This window comes from bacterium, assembly GCA_040753085.1.
In the GTDB taxonomy this organism is placed as follows: domain Bacteria; phylum UBA9089; class JASEGY01; order JASEGY01; family JASEGY01; genus JASEGY01.
In genome coordinates this window covers 23740-40909 of sequence record JBFMHI010000009.1, presented here as the reverse complement: position 1 = coordinate 40909, position 17170 = coordinate 23740, and the positions used below count along the sequence as shown (strand labels likewise).

Here is a 17170-nt window from a genome sequence, read left to right as displayed (position 1 = left end):
GGCGGCTGAGCCGTGCGAGCGGAGGCGAGCTTGCTCGCCGATGCGAGCATCGGCTCCAGCCGCTTGTTCGGCCGCCGCGAGCGTAAGCGAGCAAGGCCGAACAAGCGGGCGAAGCCCGCCGCGCCGTACCGCCGACCGCGAAGCGGTCGGCTGAACTGAAATCTTACGGCCAGGCAAATTTTATGTTGCAATTATCCCATAAATAAAGTATACTGATGGCACTTAGGTTTTGGGAAGACACAGGGTGTCGTCTGGTGCCTGGTGGTCTAATAAATACCAGGCTACCAGACACCAAGACACCAGACTACCTGAACGGTTTAGGAATTTCGCCCTTTTCTAAACCAGAAACTCGAAACTGAGACAATGGCCGAAACGATGAATCAGGCCGAAATATGCCATGATTACAAAGAATCAACCAGTAGCCTCTATCCTTCAGCGGTTGGGTGACATCCTGGAAATCAAGGGTGAGAATCAATTTAAGGTGAATGCCTACCGAAAGGTGGTGCGTGTCATTGGCGATCTGACCGAAGACATCGAGGTGATCTGGAGGGAGGGGAGATTAACTGAAATACCGGGGATAGGGAAAGGCATCGCCGAAAGAATTGAAGAATATCTTACAACCGGTGAGATAAATACTTACGAAGAGGCTAAGCGGGAAATCCCTGAAGGTCTGGTGGATCTTTTGAAGATTCAGGATCTCGGGCCTAAAACTCTGGCCATGGCCTTTCGCAAACTTGGGGTCAGGGACCTGGAAGACCTGAAAAAGGTAGTCAATGACGGAAGCCTGGCGGCTCTTCCTGGTATGGGTGAGAAAAAGGTAGATAATATCCGTCGGGGGATAAAGTTATATCAAACATCCCAGGAGCGACTTTTATTAGGCGTGGCCCTGCCCCTGGTAGAGGAGATAATATCCGAGCTGGAGGGTCTGAAGGAAGTGGTCAGGGTCTCACCGGCCGGAAGCCTCAGACGAATGAAAGAAACAGTAGGCGATATTGATATCCTGGTGTCCGGCGAGTCAGGGGAGGAGATAGTCCGGTTTTTTACCCAATTGCCTCAGGTAGAGGAGGTCCTGGCGGCTGGCCAGACCAAGGGGTCAATTATTACCCACGAAGGGGTTCAGGTTGATCTGAGGGTAGTTGAAGCCGGGTCATTTGGAGCAGCCAGTCAGTACTTCACTGGTTCCAAGGCACATAACATCAAACTTCGGGAGAGGGCCAGGGCCAAAGGCCTTAAGATCAACGAATACGGTGTCTTTGAAGGAAAGACGAAAATAGCCGGCGCTGAGGAGTCAGAGGTCTACCAGACCTTGGGGCTGCCCTGGATACCGCCGGAGGTTAGAGAAGATAGAGGCGAAATTGAAGCCGCCCTTGAAGATAGGCTGCCTGGTTTAGTCGAACTTAAGGATATCAAGGGTGATTTTCATGTGCACACCCGATACAGTGATGGTTTTTCTTCCCTGACAGATATAGCCCAAAGAGGCCGGGAAATGGGTTATGAATATATTCTCCTCTGCGATCATTCCCCTCTGGCCAGATATGCGGGTGGTCTTTCTGAAGAGCGGCTCAAGGAGCGGGCCGAAGAGATAGCCAGGATAAATAGTCAACTAAAAGGGTTTAAGCTCCTGGTTGGAACAGAGGTTGACATAAGGGCCGATGGGACCCTGGATTACCCTGATGATATCCTTGCCGGATTTGATATAGTAGTGGCGGCCGTCCATTCCGGATTCAAGCACAATGTGACGGAGCGAATCTGCCGGGCGATGGAGAACCCCCACGTAGATATTATTGCCCATCCTACCGGTCGGCTTATCTCATCCCGGGAGGGATATGCCGTGGACATAGAGAAGGTCATAAAAGGGGCGGCTAAGACCGGCACTGTCCTCGAGATAAACGCTTATCACGAACGCCTGGACCTGGACGATATAAACTGCCGGCGGGCCAAAGAACTTGGAGTCAAATTGGCTATTTCGACTGACAGCCACGCCCTCTCTCAACTCGAAATGATGCGATTTGGAGTCGGTGTAGCCCGCCGGGGCTGGCTTGAGCCGGCTAATATTCTTAATACCTTTTCTCTGGATCGATTGGTAAGCGGTGATTGGTAAATGGGCCTTGTTTATGGTTTCGGCCGCTCTAAGACGGTCCACGGTTCACGGTCCATAGACGGCAAACTGCTGTCTATGGACGATGTGGACTAGGTGGACGGTGTGGACTAGGTGGACGATGTGGACTAGGTGGACGATGTGGACTAGGTGGACGGTGTGGACTAGGTGGACGGTGGAGTCTACCAAAGCGTCTGATTTGCTTCCTGAGCCAGGAAGACAAGGACGGTTATTTGAGATCAGTGTTATTCCGGGAGGCATCCGGGGTGAACAGTGGCCTTTGAAATAGGCCGCTATGAATGGCATCTCTTCTAAACATAGGCCAGGGAATTAATTCTTCACCCTTAAAACTATCTGCCCCCAGGTCAAAACAGTAAATTCGTCCGTCTAAGGAGGCGACAATTAGTTCGAGCGCCCTATCTCCATCAATATCACCTAAGCCGGGAGTGGAATAAATACTTGCCCCTATTTCTATGGGGAAACCTGGAACCAATCTTCCATCTGTCTCCCAGGCATAAATCTTATGGTCAAAGGAGACGGCCAAAATTTCAACCTTATTATCCCCATCTATATCTCCGATAAGTGGAGAGGCCTCAATCCAGTCTCCGGTAAGCTGTGGCCATCCGGGAAGTATTTTCCCTTCACTATTTAACACATAAACCTGGTTATCTCTACAACCGATTACTATTTCTATCCGGTCGTCTCCATTCAGGTCGGCCAGAGCCGGGGTGGAATTAATCCAGGCGCCAATATTTACCGGCCAACCAGGCGCGGCCTCCCCATTTTCCCGACAGACCTTCACCTCTCCGTTGGCTAAGGCGGTAATAAACTCCTTATTTCCATCTCCATTAATATCAGCGCCACAGGAATAGACCCATTGATCGTCTTTTAAGGAGGTTATTTTTTCTCCTGTCCCTCGAATCGCGGCTACTTCTCCATCAGCCAGTCCAATAATTACTTCGTAGCCCTTTTCCCCATCAAGTTCATCCAGCTTCAGAAAATTACGCCCCGGCCGATTAAAAGAAACAGGCCAGCCAGGGAGAAGCTTCCCCTGGCCGGTCCAGGCATAGACTTCTCCTTCGGCTGAGGCAGCCACTACTTCCGGTGAATAATCCCCGTCTACATCGCCTAAAACAGGAGAGGATGAGACATAAGCCTTCAGTTTTACCGGCCATCCGGGAGGCGATGACCCATCCGGTTCAAATACGTATATTTTGCCATTCCATGAGCCCACCACCACCTCCGGATTTCCATCTTTATCTATATCACCTAAGGTAATAGAGGAGGTAATCCAATCATTAGTAGATATAGGCCAGCCTGGTTGGTTGGTAATTTCAGCCCGCCCGCCCCCGGCATGAAGGAGGAAAATCAATATAAGTAAACAAAGCTTGAGTTTTCTTGTCCTCATGCCATTTATCCTCCTTTGGCCACTCGTCATTACTCAGCCGGACAAAAAGAGAAACACAGATGGGCCCTCTGGATAATCTGTGTAATCTGTGTGGCTCTTTGGTATTTCCCGTGGTATTGCCCTCAGTGACCTTGTAGCCACACAACATATTGCAGTAGCAGGCGGCTTGTCCACAATATGCAGGCTTAACATCACACGCACCACGGCAAATACCAAAGAACCATCTGTGTTTCAAATGAGGGCTGAGTAGTTACTGCAACTTTTTGAAATCAAACTGGTTCCAAGATTAAAACGCCATCATTATACCACAAAAAAAAGAAAAGGTCAAACTTTTTATTTTTATATCTTGACATATCCATTTAATAGGTATAAAATAGAACTCGAGAGTTAAAAGTTCTCGTGCGCTTCCAAGCCTAACCCCTTCAAAATAAGGCGCTTGCCTCAAAAGGCGATCAGGCCTGCAAAAGCCCACAATACCAATGACTTGTGTAGAACTTTGGGTCAACGTGAATTCGTGGGGTAATATTGTAAGTGTTCAGGTATCAGGTGTCAGCCGTCAACAGTGAGCTAACCAGTGATGCCTGACACCTGATACCTGAGGGCGTTTACCTCTCGAATCCACGTTGAGCCAGAACTTTTAACTGTCGAGATAGAACGAGCTGATTTTAAAGAAAATTTTATAGGGTAAGGAGGTGAAAGCTATAGACAATTATCCATTTTTTGTAATAGTTATTCTCTTTTCTCTTATAAGTGGCATTACTTTTGGTTATTTCTATCGAAAATATATCACCAAGATCAAGATTGGTCAGGCGGAGAAAATAGCCGAACAGATCATCGCCGAAAGTAAAGAGAAAGGAGAAGCCATAAAGAAGGAAGCGCTCCTTGAAGCTAAAGAGGAGATATACCGTGAGCGAACGGAGTTTGAACGGGAGACTAGATCGCGCCGGGGTGAAACTCAACGATTAGAGTCTCGTCTTCTCCAAAAGGAAGAAAATATTGATCGAAAAATAGAAGATCTATCCAAGAAACAGAAGGCGGTGCTCAAGCAGGAGCAAGACTTAGCCAAACAAGAAGAAGAGGTCAAGCAACTTCGGGAAGAACAGCGAAAACAGTTAGAGCAAATATCCGGATTATCTACTGAGGACGCCAAGAGGATTCTTTTAAGAAACATTGAGGTGGAGAGCCGACATGAGGCGGCTAAACTTATCCGTCAGATTGAAGAAGAGGCCAGAGAAACAGGTGATAGAAAGGCGCGAGAAATAATTACTCAGGCTATCCAGCGGTGTGCGGCTGAGCACACGATGGAAAGCACTGTCTCAGTGGTTTCTCTGCCCTCTGACGAGATGAAGGGGCGAATTATCGGCCGAGAAGGCAGGAATATTCGCACCTTGGAGACCTTAACCGGTGTTGATCTTATCATCGATGATACCCCTGAGGCGGTTATCCTTTCCGGTTTTGATACTATCCGGCGGGAAATAGCCAAGGTGGCCTTAGAGAAATTGATCTCCGATGGCCGAATTCATCCGACCAGGATTGAAGAGGTAGTGGCCAAAGCCAAGGAAGATATCGAACGAAGCATTAAAGAAGAGGGTGAACAGGCGGCCATTGATATGGGGGTTCAGGGCCTTCCGGCTGAGTCTATTCGTCTTTTGGGTAAGCTTAGATATAGAACCAGCTTTGGACAGAATGTCCTGGCCCATTCCAAGGAAGTGGCCAGGCTGGGGACTCTTATGGCTTCTGAGTTAGGGGCTAATGTGGCCCTGGTTAAACGGGCGGGTTTGCTTCATGATTTAGGCAAGGCCATTGATGCTGAAGTAGAAGGCCCCCATGCCCTTATCGGGGCAGATATAGCCAGAAAATTGGGTGAGTCAAAGACCATCGTTAATGCTATTGCCTCTCATCATATGGAAGAATCACCCAGAACCGTTGAAGCTGTGCTCATTCAGGCCGCCGACGCCATCTCGGCGGCTCGACCGGGCGCCCGAAGAGAGAACCTGGAAACATACGTCAAACGCCTGGAAAAGTTGGAGGGAATCGCGGCTTCTTTTAGGGGGGTAGAGAAGGCTTATGCTATTCAGGCGGGACGCGAGGTGCGGGTGATAGTTCAAAGTGAGGATATAAGCGATGATGAGTCGGCTGTTTTGGCCATGGAGATTGCCAAGAAGATTGAAGTTGAGCTGGAATACCCAGGTCAAATTAAGGTGACGGTCATTAGAGAAACTCGCTTTGTAAAGTATGCTAAGTAAGGCGAGGTCATCGTTTCGGCCACTTATTGAATCGTTAATCGCGAATCTCGAATCTATTTTTGTAACCGTTCAGGTATGCACGAATTAGCACGGATAAATAACACAGGACAGAAGGCGGAAGTGTAGGGACAGGGCTTGTCCCTGTCCGTGCTTGTCCATGTCCGTTCCGTAGACGGACAACCACAAGGGTTGTCCCTACAGCCTAAGGACAGACCCTAATCACGGACACGGCTCACGGATTTTCCGTGTTTCATCTGTGTGCATCTGTGGCTGAACGGTTACCTATTTTTTAATTCGCAATTCGCGATCCGCGATTCGCGATTAAGTTATGAGTGGCCGAAACAATGAACAAGGCCATAGCAGGAAACGGGAGGATAAAGAGAAAGATTGAAGATTTTAATAGTGGGAGATGTGGTGGGCAAGGTGGGTCGCAGGTTGCTCTCCCACCTTTTACCGCAAGTCAGACAATCTGAGCAGATAGATTTCGTGGTGGCTAATGGAGAGAATGCAGCCGGTGGTTTTGGCCTTACGCCAAAGATTGCCCGTCAGATATTCTCTTATGGGGTTGATTGTTTAACCGGTGGAAATCATATCTGGAGCAAAAAGGAGATATATCAGATCATAGATGAAGAAGAGAGGCTGCTCAGACCGCTTAATTATCCTAAAGGTGTGCCGGGTCGGGGATCGGCCCTTTTTAGTCTGGCGAACGGCTTTTCACTGGCGGTGATCAATCTATCCGGCCGGGTGTTTCTTCAGGAGTTAGAATGTCCTTTTCGGACAGCTAAAGAAGAGATAAAACGGCTAAGGGAGCATACCCCTAATATAGTTATAGATATTCACTCTGAAGCCACCTCAGAAAAAATTGCCCTGGGCTGGTATTTAGATGGCCAGGTTAGTGCGATTATCGGAACTCATACCCATGTCCCAACCGCGGATGAAAAGATTCTCCCTGGGGGGACGGCCTATATTACCGATATTGGCATGACCGGGCCGACTGATTCCGTCATCGGGGTAAAGAAGGATATCGCCATCAGGAGATTCCTTACCCAACTTCCCTTAAGGCTTGAGACGGCTGACGGGGCAGGTCAGTTTTGTGGAGCCATCGTGGAAATAGATGAATCTACTGGCAAGGCTACGGGTATTAAGAGGATTCAACTCTCATTAGAATAACTTAGGTTATGCGTTTCAATGACTTCAACGCCTAAACGCAGAATAATTACAGCAATAATATGAAAAAGGAGGGGGATGATGCAAGTCCTGAAGGTGTCATCGCACTCAAAGCCAAACTCAGTTGCCGGAGCATTAGCAGGAATTGTAAGGGAAAGGGGGTCAGTAGAAGTTCAGGTCATTGGGGCAGGCGCCCTTAATCAGGCTATTAAAGCCATAGCCATAGCCAGAGGTTTTGTGGCCCCGGGTGGAATAGACCTGATTTGCATACCAGCTTTTCAGGATGTAACTATTGGCGACCAGGAGCGGACAGCTATAAGGCTTATCGTTCAGCCCAGGTTCCAGAGCAGGGAAAGTGGATAGGACAGCTCTTGGCGGAAGTTCCTGCCCGGTTTCAGCATGGTTCGAGGATTCAAGGGTTCAGGGGTGGGTTTGTGTTAATATTCACTTGAACCCTGGAAGCCTTATTCCTACCCGACTCCAAATCGACCAGGAATTTACGCCGACGGTGCAATGCCCATAGGCCACCAAGAAAACTCAAGCAGGAGGGCCTAAAATGATAGAAAATAAACCACTGAGATGGGGGCTTAAGATAGTGGTAGCTCTTTTTGCCTCGGCTGTCTGTACCATCGCCTTATTACTTCCTTACAAAGCTCGTAAGAAATATTCGCATATTCTGGTCAGATTTAAAGAGACCATAAATGCCCTCTTTTAACGTTAGAGGAATTTTCCGGTAAAAACCTTCGAGGAATGAGGAATAAGGTGAAAAGGAGATAAAGATGAACTCCGGACTGAATGATAATAAAGCGGCTGTCCTGTATTCAGGGGGATGTGATTCCACTTATGCGGCTGCTTTAATGGCCAAAGATTGTGACGAGATACACCTCCTTTCATATTATCACCTGGGAGCGATAAGGTTAGATACTACTAAGGTCAATGTAGACCGGCTCAGGGAGAAATTCCCCCGGACAAGATTTGTCCATCAGATTATTAATCTGGATAAGATGTTCCGGGAGTTACTTTACGGAAGGTATCTGAGAGATATCTTTAAACACGGATTTTTCAATCTGGCGATGTGTACTATCTGCAAGGTGGCGATGCATACCAGAACACTGGTTCACTGTTTAGATAATAAACTTGGCCAGGCCTGTGATGGGGCTAATCGAGCCAGGGAGAGAACATACCCCTCTGAAACTCTAAGGTTTATGCAATTCCATAAAAAATTCTACGCGACCTACGGCGTCAAGTACAGTTCTCCGGTATTCGATGAGCCTCTGGACACCGATAGAATCTTGTTTGAGATGGGAATAGTCGATTCAAAGGATATGAAAGCCGCCGGGAAAAACCAGGAGATAGAACCTACTTGTCATCAAAAATCAATCTATCATACGGCTACCCAGGGATATTATGTTAATTTGTGGGGTTACGACAGGCTGGATGAGGTGGCCTACAAGTATTACGAAGATAAATTTGGGATGATGCAGAAATATATAGATGAATACCTGAAGGATAGAGAAGGCAGCAAGATGTTTAGATTAATTAGCTAGCCAGCCGTTCACGCTGCCCAAAAAGAATGTATTTAATCCGCAAGCCGCCATCCGCCATCCGCCGGTGGATAAGGGACGTATTCAAGATTACCTGGAGCGCCTGCCTTTTTTACAGTGGGGCCCTTTTCCTTCTCCAATTTATATACTCCAGGCTAAGCCGAGAAAGAAAGGTCTTTGTCCTTAAGTACCACCGGATAAGTAACTTCAAAAAAGGAGAAGAGGCTTTTCCTTTTGAGGTTGGGGTAAGGGTTAAAGATTTTGAGCGCCAGATTCGCTATCTTTCCCAAAGGCATCAAATTATCTCCTTAAAAGAAGCTGCCACTTGCCTTAAAGGAGAGGGTGGGCTGCCGCCTCTGTCTGTAGTTATCACCTTTGATGATGGTTATGAAGATGTCTTTACCCTGGCTTATCCTATTCTCCAAGAGTATGGAGCCAAGGCCACTGTTTTCATCAATCCTAGCTATACAGGACCAAGAGTTATTACCTGGCGAGATGAACTGGCGGAGATAGTCAGAAGGGCCGGTTTATCAGAGATAAATCAAGAAGCCGCTAATCCTGCCTATCCGAAAGAAGTTAGGGAGATACTTACTCAGGCTAAGCTGGAGACTTTCAGCCAACGGATAGAGCTTCTCCAAAACTTGATGAGTCTTCTAAAGAGATTAGATGACAAAGAGGCCAAGGCCGTTGTTAATAATCTCTCCCAGCGAATAGATTGGCGGCAGGGAAATTGGGAACGTAGCCTGCCTGTTTCCTGGGAACAGGTGGCTGAAATGGATACCGGCGGGATTGAATTTGGGGCCCATACCTTAACTCACCCTCCTTTAACCAGGATAGATCCGAAACAGGCCAGATATGAGATAACGGCTTCCAAAGAAGAAATAGAGCAAAAATTGGGGAAACCTGTGGCTGTTTTTTGCTATCCTTTTGGTGATTTCAATGAAGAAGTAAAGGAAATGGTCAAAGAGGCGGGATTTATTTGTGCTTGTTCCAGTGTTTATGGGGTGGTAGATAGATCAAGTGATCCTTATGCCCTGGAACGGATAGGCATGGAAAGCAAGTTTGACGCCCCGGCCGGCCGCTTCTCCAGGGCTATCTTTGCGGTAGAGATGTCCGGTCTGGCGGATATACTCTTTTTCCGAAGGTTTTGAGTGGGGAATTACCCGTCGGTGATGGTGGTTGTTTCGGCTACTGTGGACGGTGGACTCGGTGGACGGGATGGACTATTATGTGGACAGCGGACTCTATCCCAACGGGCAAAACGATGATCAAGGCCTACCAGTCACCAATACACCAGGTAGTAGCTTTAGTAGTAAAACCTGGGATTTTCACAGGGCATCATTTTGTAACTACCAGTCACCAATACACCAGGTAGTAGCTTTAGTAGTAAAACCTGGGATTTTCACAGGGCATCATTTTGTAACTACCAGTCCCCAATACACCAGGTAGTAGCTTTAGTAGTAAAACCTGGGATTTTCACAGGGCGTCATTTTGTAACTACCAGTCACCAATACACCAGGTAGTAGCTTTAGTAGTAAAACCTGGGATTTTCACAGGGCGTCATTTTGTAACTACCAGTCACCAATACACCAGTAGTAGCTTTAGTAGTAAAACCTGGGATTTTCACAGGGCGTCATTTTGTAACTACCAGTCACCAATACACCAGGTAGTAGCTTTAGTAATATTAACATTAACTATCTGCCCAATCAGGCTTTCATGGCCGGCAAAGGTGGTGGTCTTATCAGTCCTGGTCCGGCCAAGCAAAAAACCGGGTCTTTTTGGGTTCTTCCCCTCCACTAAAACCTCCTGCTCGCTGCCAATAAGGGCTTCGTTCTTCTGTTGGGTGATTCGATTTTGGAGCTTGATCAGTCTGTCGAGTCGCGCCTTTCTTACCTCCTCCGGAATTTGATCGGGCATTTCTGCCGCCGGCGTGCCAGGTCGGGGAGAATATTTGAAGGTAAAGGCCCCATCAAAGCCTGCTTCCTCCACTAAAGCCAGGGTGGCTTCAAAATCATCCTCTGTCTCTCCAGGGAACCCCACAATGATATCCGTGCTGATAGCGATCTTAGGTATCTTCTCCCTTATTTGGGAGATTATCTCCAGGTAACGCTCCACCGTATAACCCCGTTTCATCCGGGCGAGAACATTATTTGATCCGGCTTGAATGGGAAGATGAAGGGCCTCACATACGCTGGGCAAATCTGCTAAGGCATCTATTACTCGGGAGGAGATATCCTTCGGATGAGAAGTAGCAAATCTTATCCTGCTTAGTCCCGCCACCGCGTTGAGCTGCTCTAAAAGCCCAGCAAAATCAATTTCTCCAGGTCTATCCTGACCGTAAGCGTTTACATTTTGTCCCAGAAGGGTAACTTCCCGGTAGCCATTTTCCGCCAGGGATTCAGCTTCTTTAATAATCTCCCCGGAATCACGGCTTTTTAAAGGACCTCGCAAGCTCGGCACTATGCAGTAAGCACAGAAATTATTACAACCAAGGCTTATGGGCAACCAGGCCTTCAAGTTGTTTTCTCTAAGGGAAAGATGCAAAGAAGGGGGAGAGGGGTCTCTTTCGGGGCCAGTGCATAGGAGAGGGCTATTTCTACTATTAACTGAGTCAACTATTTCAGGAAGCTCAGCCAAACGGCGTGGACCAAGAATAAAATCAAGGTAAGGGGCTTTCTGGAGCAGATGATCTCTCTGGCGCTCGGCCATACATCCACAGACCCCCAGGATAATATCAGGCCGTTTACGTTTCAGGCGGGCTAATTCTCCCAGGCGGCCTAAAGCCCGGGACTCGGCATGAGCCCTGACACTACAAGTATTGACCAGAATAAGATCGGCTTCCTCTATGGCCGCCGCAGGTAAATACCCTTTCTGTCTTAGAAGTCCGTTCATCATCTCTGAATCGCTCTTATTCATCTGACAACCATAGGTGATGATATGGACTCTCTTCAATTATCAGTTAACAATTATCAATTAACAATAATTGTAACCGTTCATCACATGATGCTGGATGCTCGATGCTCGATGCTCGATGCTCGATCTTCGATGCTGGTAAAGGATCCAGTATCCAGGATCGAGCATCGAGGATCGAGGTTGTGTCTTTGTGCCTTAGTGGCTGAACGGCTACCAATTATTAATGGATAATTGTGCCTATATTTCGCTCACATAACTACTACCGCACATAGGACAAACCCAGGAGAAAAGACCATCAAAGGAATCTTCATAATCAAGGGAAATCTCTTCATCCTCAGTCTCATCTAATTCAGTCTCTACTTCCCACCGGTAGTTACAGTCTTCACAACAATATGTATGCGCTTTTTTCTGGTAGTAGCCTGTTTCAAAGTCGAACACAAAAATATACCTCTTCTATAATCGCGAATTGCGAATTGCGAATCGCCAATCTATTTTTTAATCCGCAATCCGCAATTCGCGATATTGATAATTACTTAAGCACGGCGTTGGCAATCACTCCCCGTTGGATTTCAGATGTTCCCTCGACTATTTCAAACAATTTAGCTTCTCTAAAATAACGCTCCACCGGATATTCACGGGTATAACCATATCCGCCGTGAATCTGGACGGCCTTATTAGTTACCTCCATCACCACCTCAGAAGCATAGAGCTTAGCAGAGGCGGCGATCTGTGAAAAGGGCTTATCATGATCCTTAAGATAAGCCGCTTTTAATATCAGGAGACGGGCGGCCTCAATTTTAGTAACCATATCAGCCAGCATAAATTGAATAGCCTGGAAGCTCGAAATAGGCTTGCCAAACTGAACCCTTTGCTTGGAATACTTCACGGCCTCCTCAAAGGCGGCCTGAGCCAGCCCGACCGCGCCAATACCCATCCCAATACGCCCTACATCCAATGTCTCCATCGCCACCCGAAATCCTCTTCCTTCCTTAGAAAGAAGGTTGGCCGCCGGGACCCGACAGTCAGTGAATATCAGCTCCCGATTAGCCAGGGCAGGATAAGCCATCTTTTCCTCATCTCTGCCAAAGCTAAAACCGGGTGTGCCTCGCTCTATGATAAAAGCGCTCATTCCTCTGGCCCCTTTTCCAGGAGATGTCGAAGTAAGAATAACATAGATTTCAGCCTCGCCGCCATTGGTGATAAAGATTTTGGTTCCATTCAAGATATACTCATCGCCGTCTTTAACCGCCCTGGTCTGGACATTCCCCGCATCAGAACCGGCATTGGGTTCAGTCAAACCAAAGGCGCCAATTACTTCTCCCTTAGCCAAGGGAGTCAGGTATTTCCGCTTCTGTTCCTCAGTTCCAAATTGGTAGATAGGATACATACAGAGCATATTAGCCCCGTAAATAGCTCCCGTAGTGGTGCATGCCCTGGATATTTCTTCCCCCACGGCGGCCCAGCTAAGGAAATCCGATTCCAACCCACCGTACTCCTCTGGAATGGGGATACCCATCAAATCGTATTGAGCTAGGGTTTTCACATTATCCCAGGGGAATTCGCCTTTCTTATCTACCTCGTTAGCCTTAGACGCCAACTCTTCCCGGCAGATATCTCTGGCTGCTCCAAGAATAAGCTGCTGATCTTCCGTAAAATCAAAATTCATTTCTTACCTCCAATTATTGTTACTTATATTCTTGACCTTCTTCCTCTAACTTCCGAAGGGCTTCATAAGCGGCCCTCTGTTCTGCCTCTTTCTTACTCTTTCCTTTCCCTTTACCCCAAAGTTCACCGGCCAGTGAGACACTCATTTCAAAGGTCTGACGGTGATCCGGCCCCTTAACTACCACCACTTCATAATGAGGTAAGGTTTTGAAGCGGTTCTGGGTATATTCTTGAAGGAGGGTTTTATAATCCCGCAGCCCTTCATTCCGGTCAACCACTTCTATCTCTTCTTTGACTTGATTCATGACAAAGGTGCGGGCCGATTCAATTCCTTGATCCAGGAAGAGCGCCCCGATAACCGCCTCAAAAGCATCTACCAGAATAGAATCCCGCTCTCGTCCACCGGTCATTTCCTCCCCTTTACCCAGAAGGAGATACTGTCCCAGATTAATGGCCTTCGCCCTTTGAGAGAGAACGTGTTTACTGACTACAATAGCCCGAATCTTGGCCAACTCTCCTTCTACATAGTCGGGATAGGAATCATAAAGATATTTACTGACGATGAGGGAGAGGACCACATCGCCCAGGAATTCCATCCGTTCATTTTGATTGACATTCTCCTCCTCCGCCTCATAAACATACGATCTATGGGTTACGGCTTGATTCAAAAGATCAATGTTTTTAAACTCAATCCCAATAGCTGCCTCTAAATTTCTAAGCTCTTCTCTTCTAGTATCGGATACCATGATGAATACTTCCTTTCTTGTTTTGGAGTAACTGCTCAGGTGGTTTAGACATAGTTAAGGAGCCGCTTAGAGGTATTGACCCATTAAGTCATTAGCTTTCAAGCTAAATCACTTAATCGCTCCATACCTCCGGCTAAATTTTCAGACATCTTCTATCCTTCCGCCTCCTCTTTAGTGTATTTCCGTAACCGTTCAGCCACAGATGCACACAGATGAAACACGGAAAATCCGTGAGCCGTGTCCGTGATTCGGGTCTGTCCTTAGGGCTGTAGGGACAACCCTTGTGGTTGTCCGTCTACGGAACGGACATGGACAAGCACGGACAGGGACAAGCCCCCTGTCCCTACACTTCCGCCTTCTGTCCTGTGTTATTTATCCATGCTAATCCGTGCAGCTATACCTGAACGGTTACGTATTTCCTAACTGCCAGAATAGCGTTTTGTCCTCCAAAGCCAAAGCTGCTTGACAAGGCCACGTTTACCCTGGCTCTTCGAGCTTCATTCGGCACATAATCAAGGTCACATTCAGGGTCAGGGGTCTCGTAATTAATAGTTGGCGGAATAAGTTCATGCTGAACGGTTAGAACAGCGGCAATAAATTCTATTCCACCAGCCGCCCCCAGGAGATGACCGGTCATAGATTTGGTAGATGATATGGCCAAAGAATAAGCCCACTGATCAAAAATACTTTTGATGGCTATTGTTTCGTATTTGTCATTCAGGACGGTTGATGTCCCATGGGCATTAATGTAATCCACCTCCTGAGGCTCAATCCCAGCATCATTAAGGGCGGCTTTTATTGCCCTGACTGCGCCTGTTCCTTCGGGAGCAGGGGCGGTCATATGATAGGCATCACCGGAAATACCGTAACCAACCACCTCGGCATAGATCTCAGCTCCCCTGGAAATAGCGTGTTCCAGGGATTCCAGAACGACTATTCCGGCCCCTTCCCCCATTACAAAGCCATCTCTACCCCCCTCAAAGGGACGAGAAGCGCCTGAAGGGTCATTGTTTCGGGTGGATAAGGCCCTGGCAGAACAAAAGCCGGCAAAGGACAGGGGGGTAATAGCCGCCTCTGTGCCGCCGGCAATCATTACTTCGGCCTCTCCTCGCTGGATGATTCTAAAGGCATCACCAATAGCATTTGTCCCCGAAGCACAGGCAGTAACTACCGCCGAATTAGGCCCTTTTAGCCCAAAATAGATGGATATCATCCCCGAGGCCATATTAATAATCTGCATCGGGATAAGAAAAGGTGAGACACGATGAGGCCCACGGTTAAGAAGAACATTATGCTGGGCTTCAATTACATCTAATCCCCCGATGCCGGAACCCACCAATACTCCGATTTGATCTGGGTTCTCTCTGCCAAGCTCGAGCTTGGCATCTTCAATGGCCTGAGAAGCCGAGGCAACGGCAAATTGAGTGAACCTGGCCGTGCGCTTAATATCTTTGGAGTCAATATAAACCGCCGCGTCAAAATCTTTTACTTCAGCGGCGATCTTAGAAGAATACTCATCAACCGGAAAATGACTAATCCGGCCTATACCGGATATCCCCTTGACAAGACCACCCCAAAATTCTTCCACGGTATTTCCCAGAGGCGTAATCGCCCCCAGGCCAGTAACTACTACCCGACGTTTTGTATCCATCATAATCCTGTAATCGGTAATCAGTAATAACCGATTACCGCTTTCGTATCTACTCAAAATCAAGTTAAAAAAGTAAGCTCATTACAGATTATAGTGCTATGGGTTAAGTTTCATCTCCTTTTGTACCGACAGCGTCGGCATAAAAGCTTCCCCTCCCTTGATGGGAGGGGTTAGGGGGGTGGTAGCTCTTTTTCTAAGGTTTTTAGCAAGAGTAATAATATTGCCCGCCCATTTCACCCTCACCCTATCCCTCTCCCATCAAGGGAGAGGGAATTTTGCTTTGTCTCCCAACTAACTGCTTAACTTAGTTTTGAGTAGTTACCCGCTTTCCACACACTCACCGATAACCTGATTACCGAGCACCGATTACCTGAGTTGTTAGTCTCATTCCGCCAAAACAAACTTGACAGACTGACCGTCTGGTGGTCGACGCTATTCCGAAGTGCGTTCCTTAATATAAGTTATGGCTTGACCCACGGTGGTAATGGATTCAGCATCCTCATCCGATATATCCAGATCAAACTCTTCTTCCAGAGCCATTACCAACTCAACCGTATCCAAAGAATCCGCCCCTAAGTCCTCAACAAAGGAAGCCGAGGGGATCACCTTGGGTTTCTCTACTCCAAGCTGGTTAGTAATTATTTCCTTTACCTTCTCTTCTACATTCATTTGTTTTTTACCCCCTATAGATTTAAGTTTCGAGTTTCGGGTTTCGGGTTTCGAGTTCATTCGGATTGGTGAGCTTCGGATTTATTAGGCTTCCCGTTTCCTGCTCCTCAAAACTTGCCACTCGAAAGTGGCAACCCGAAACTTAAGTTACATCATCATCCCTCCATCGACCACAATGATCTGCCCAGTAATATAGGCAGCCGCTGGACTTACCAGAAATAAAACAACCCTGGCCACATCCTCAGGCTCTCCAAATCGGGCCAAAGGTATTTGAGTAAGCAGCTCTGATTTGACCGCCTCAGGGAGCCGGTCCGTCATTTCAGTCATAATAAAGCCCGGACATACGGCATTAACATTTATACCCCGAGCCGCCCATTCCCTGGCGGCTGATTTAGTTAAGCCGATCAAACCAGCCTTGGAAGCGGCATAATTAGCCTGCCCGGCATTGCCTCGCAAGCCGATAATGGAAGAGATATTCACTATCTTTCCCGAGCGCTGTTTCATCATAGGTTTACCCACGGCCCGCAGGCAATTAAAAGCACCGGTCAGATTAATATCAATAACCTTTTGCCAATCTTCCTCCTTCATCCGCACTAAAAGATGGTCAGCGGTAATTCCAGCATTGTTTATTAGTATATCAATCGAGTTAAATTTGTCAAGCACCTTTTTTAACATTTCGTTCACTGATTTTGAATCAGCCACATTACAACCCACGGCCATAGTTTCAGTGGCCGTAAGCGAGGCTATTTCTTCGGCGGCAGCGGCGGCCCCGGGACTATCCAAATCAGATATAACACAATTGATCCCCTCTTTAGCCAGGGTATGAGCAATAGCCCGACCAATCCCCCTGGCCCCACCGGTAATGATGGCGGTCTTGTTCTCTAATTCTTTCATAGGGTTATTCCCTTCCCTGTAACTACTCAGGTAACCGTTCAGCCACAGATGCACACAGATGAAAACACGGAAAATCCGTGAGCCGTGTCCGTGATTCGGGTCTGTCCTTAGGCTGTAGGGACAACCCTTGTGGTTGTCCGTCTACGGAACGGACATGGACAAGCACGGA

General features: G+C 47.6%; 16 protein-coding genes. 8 read left to right on the top strand and 8 right to left on the bottom strand.

Features of this window, described 5'->3' with window-relative positions:
* The first annotated feature begins 397 nt into the window (after positions 1-397).
* Positions 398-2101: a DNA polymerase/3'-5' exonuclease PolX gene (polX, locus tag AB1797_02405; GenBank protein ID MEW5766468.1), complete on the top strand. Its 1704-nt coding sequence runs from the start codon at positions 398-400 to the stop codon at positions 2099-2101.
* A 226-nt stretch (positions 2102-2327) separates the two neighbouring features.
* Here polX and AB1797_02400 read toward each other — a convergent pair whose 3' ends face one another.
* Positions 2328-3506 (bottom strand): FG-GAP-like repeat-containing protein, encoded by a 1179-nt coding sequence (locus tag AB1797_02400; protein MEW5766467.1) that lies wholly within the window; start codon positions 3504-3506, stop codon positions 2328-2330.
* A 692-nt stretch (positions 3507-4198) separates the two neighbouring features.
* Between AB1797_02400 and rny the strand changes: the two genes are divergently transcribed.
* From rny to AB1797_02370, 6 genes are all read left to right on the top strand, one after another.
* Positions 4199-5752 (top strand): ribonuclease Y, encoded by a 1554-nt coding sequence (gene rny, locus AB1797_02395; GenBank protein ID MEW5766466.1) that lies wholly within the window; start codon positions 4199-4201, stop codon positions 5750-5752.
* Between the two features lie 387 nt (positions 5753-6139).
* Positions 6140-6922 carry a TIGR00282 family metallophosphoesterase gene (locus AB1797_02390; GenBank protein ID MEW5766465.1) on the top strand — a complete coding sequence of 261 codons (783 nt, stop codon included), beginning with the start codon at positions 6140-6142 and terminating at the stop codon, positions 6920-6922.
* 78 nt (positions 6923-7000) lie between these two features.
* On the top strand, positions 7001-7282 hold the full coding sequence (locus AB1797_02385) for a stage V sporulation protein S (GenBank protein ID MEW5766464.1): 282 nt from the start codon (positions 7001-7003) through the stop codon (positions 7280-7282).
* Positions 7283-7475: 193 nt separating this feature from the next.
* Positions 7476-7634 carry a hypothetical protein gene (locus tag AB1797_02380; protein MEW5766463.1) on the top strand — a complete coding sequence of 53 codons (159 nt, stop codon included), beginning with the start codon at positions 7476-7478 and terminating at the stop codon, positions 7632-7634.
* 64 nt (positions 7635-7698) lie between these two features.
* A complete protein-coding gene (locus tag AB1797_02375) occupies positions 7699-8466 on the top strand; it encodes a hypothetical protein (protein MEW5766462.1) in 768 nt (255 codons plus the stop codon).
* A 26-nt stretch (positions 8467-8492) separates the two neighbouring features.
* On the top strand, positions 8493-9614 hold the full coding sequence (locus AB1797_02370) for a polysaccharide deacetylase family protein (GenBank protein MEW5766461.1): 1122 nt from the start codon (positions 8493-8495) through the stop codon (positions 9612-9614).
* 493 nt (positions 9615-10107) lie between these two features.
* Here AB1797_02370 and miaB read toward each other — a convergent pair whose 3' ends face one another.
* On the bottom strand, positions 10108-11415 hold the full coding sequence (miaB, locus tag AB1797_02365) for a tRNA (N6-isopentenyl adenosine(37)-C2)-methylthiotransferase MiaB (GenBank protein MEW5766460.1): 1308 nt from the start codon (positions 11413-11415) through the stop codon (positions 10108-10110).
* A 48-nt stretch (positions 11416-11463) separates the two neighbouring features.
* Here miaB and AB1797_02360 point away from each other — a divergent pair, with 48 nt between their 5' ends.
* Positions 11464-11607: a hypothetical protein gene (locus AB1797_02360; protein MEW5766459.1), complete on the top strand. Its 144-nt coding sequence runs from the start codon at positions 11464-11466 to the stop codon at positions 11605-11607.
* Between the two features lie 6 nt (positions 11608-11613).
* Here AB1797_02360 and AB1797_02355 read toward each other — a convergent pair whose 3' ends face one another.
* The 6 genes from AB1797_02355 to fabG form a co-directional block, all read right to left on the bottom strand.
* Entirely contained in the window at positions 11614-11814 is a 201-nt protein-coding gene (locus AB1797_02355) for a hypothetical protein (GenBank protein ID MEW5766458.1), read from the bottom strand.
* Positions 11815-11905: 91 nt separating this feature from the next.
* On the bottom strand, positions 11906-13042 hold the full coding sequence (locus tag AB1797_02350) for an acyl-CoA dehydrogenase family protein (protein MEW5766457.1): 1137 nt from the start codon (positions 13040-13042) through the stop codon (positions 11906-11908).
* Positions 13043-13061: 19 nt separating this feature from the next.
* Positions 13062-13787: a ribonuclease III gene (gene rnc / locus AB1797_02345; protein MEW5766456.1), complete on the bottom strand. Its 726-nt coding sequence runs from the start codon at positions 13785-13787 to the stop codon at positions 13062-13064.
* Positions 13788-14181: 394 nt separating this feature from the next.
* The gene (fabF, locus tag AB1797_02340) at positions 14182-15438 is read right to left on the bottom strand and encodes a beta-ketoacyl-ACP synthase II (GenBank protein MEW5766455.1); all 1257 of its coding nucleotides are present in this window, start codon (positions 15436-15438) and stop codon (positions 14182-14184) included.
* 432 nt (positions 15439-15870) lie between these two features.
* Positions 15871-16107: an acyl carrier protein gene (gene acpP, locus AB1797_02335; GenBank protein MEW5766454.1), complete on the bottom strand. Its 237-nt coding sequence runs from the start codon at positions 16105-16107 to the stop codon at positions 15871-15873.
* A 147-nt stretch (positions 16108-16254) separates the two neighbouring features.
* On the bottom strand, positions 16255-17001 hold the full coding sequence (gene fabG, locus AB1797_02330) for a 3-oxoacyl-[acyl-carrier-protein] reductase (protein MEW5766453.1): 747 nt from the start codon (positions 16999-17001) through the stop codon (positions 16255-16257).
* Between the last annotated feature and the right edge of the window lie 169 nt (positions 17002-17170).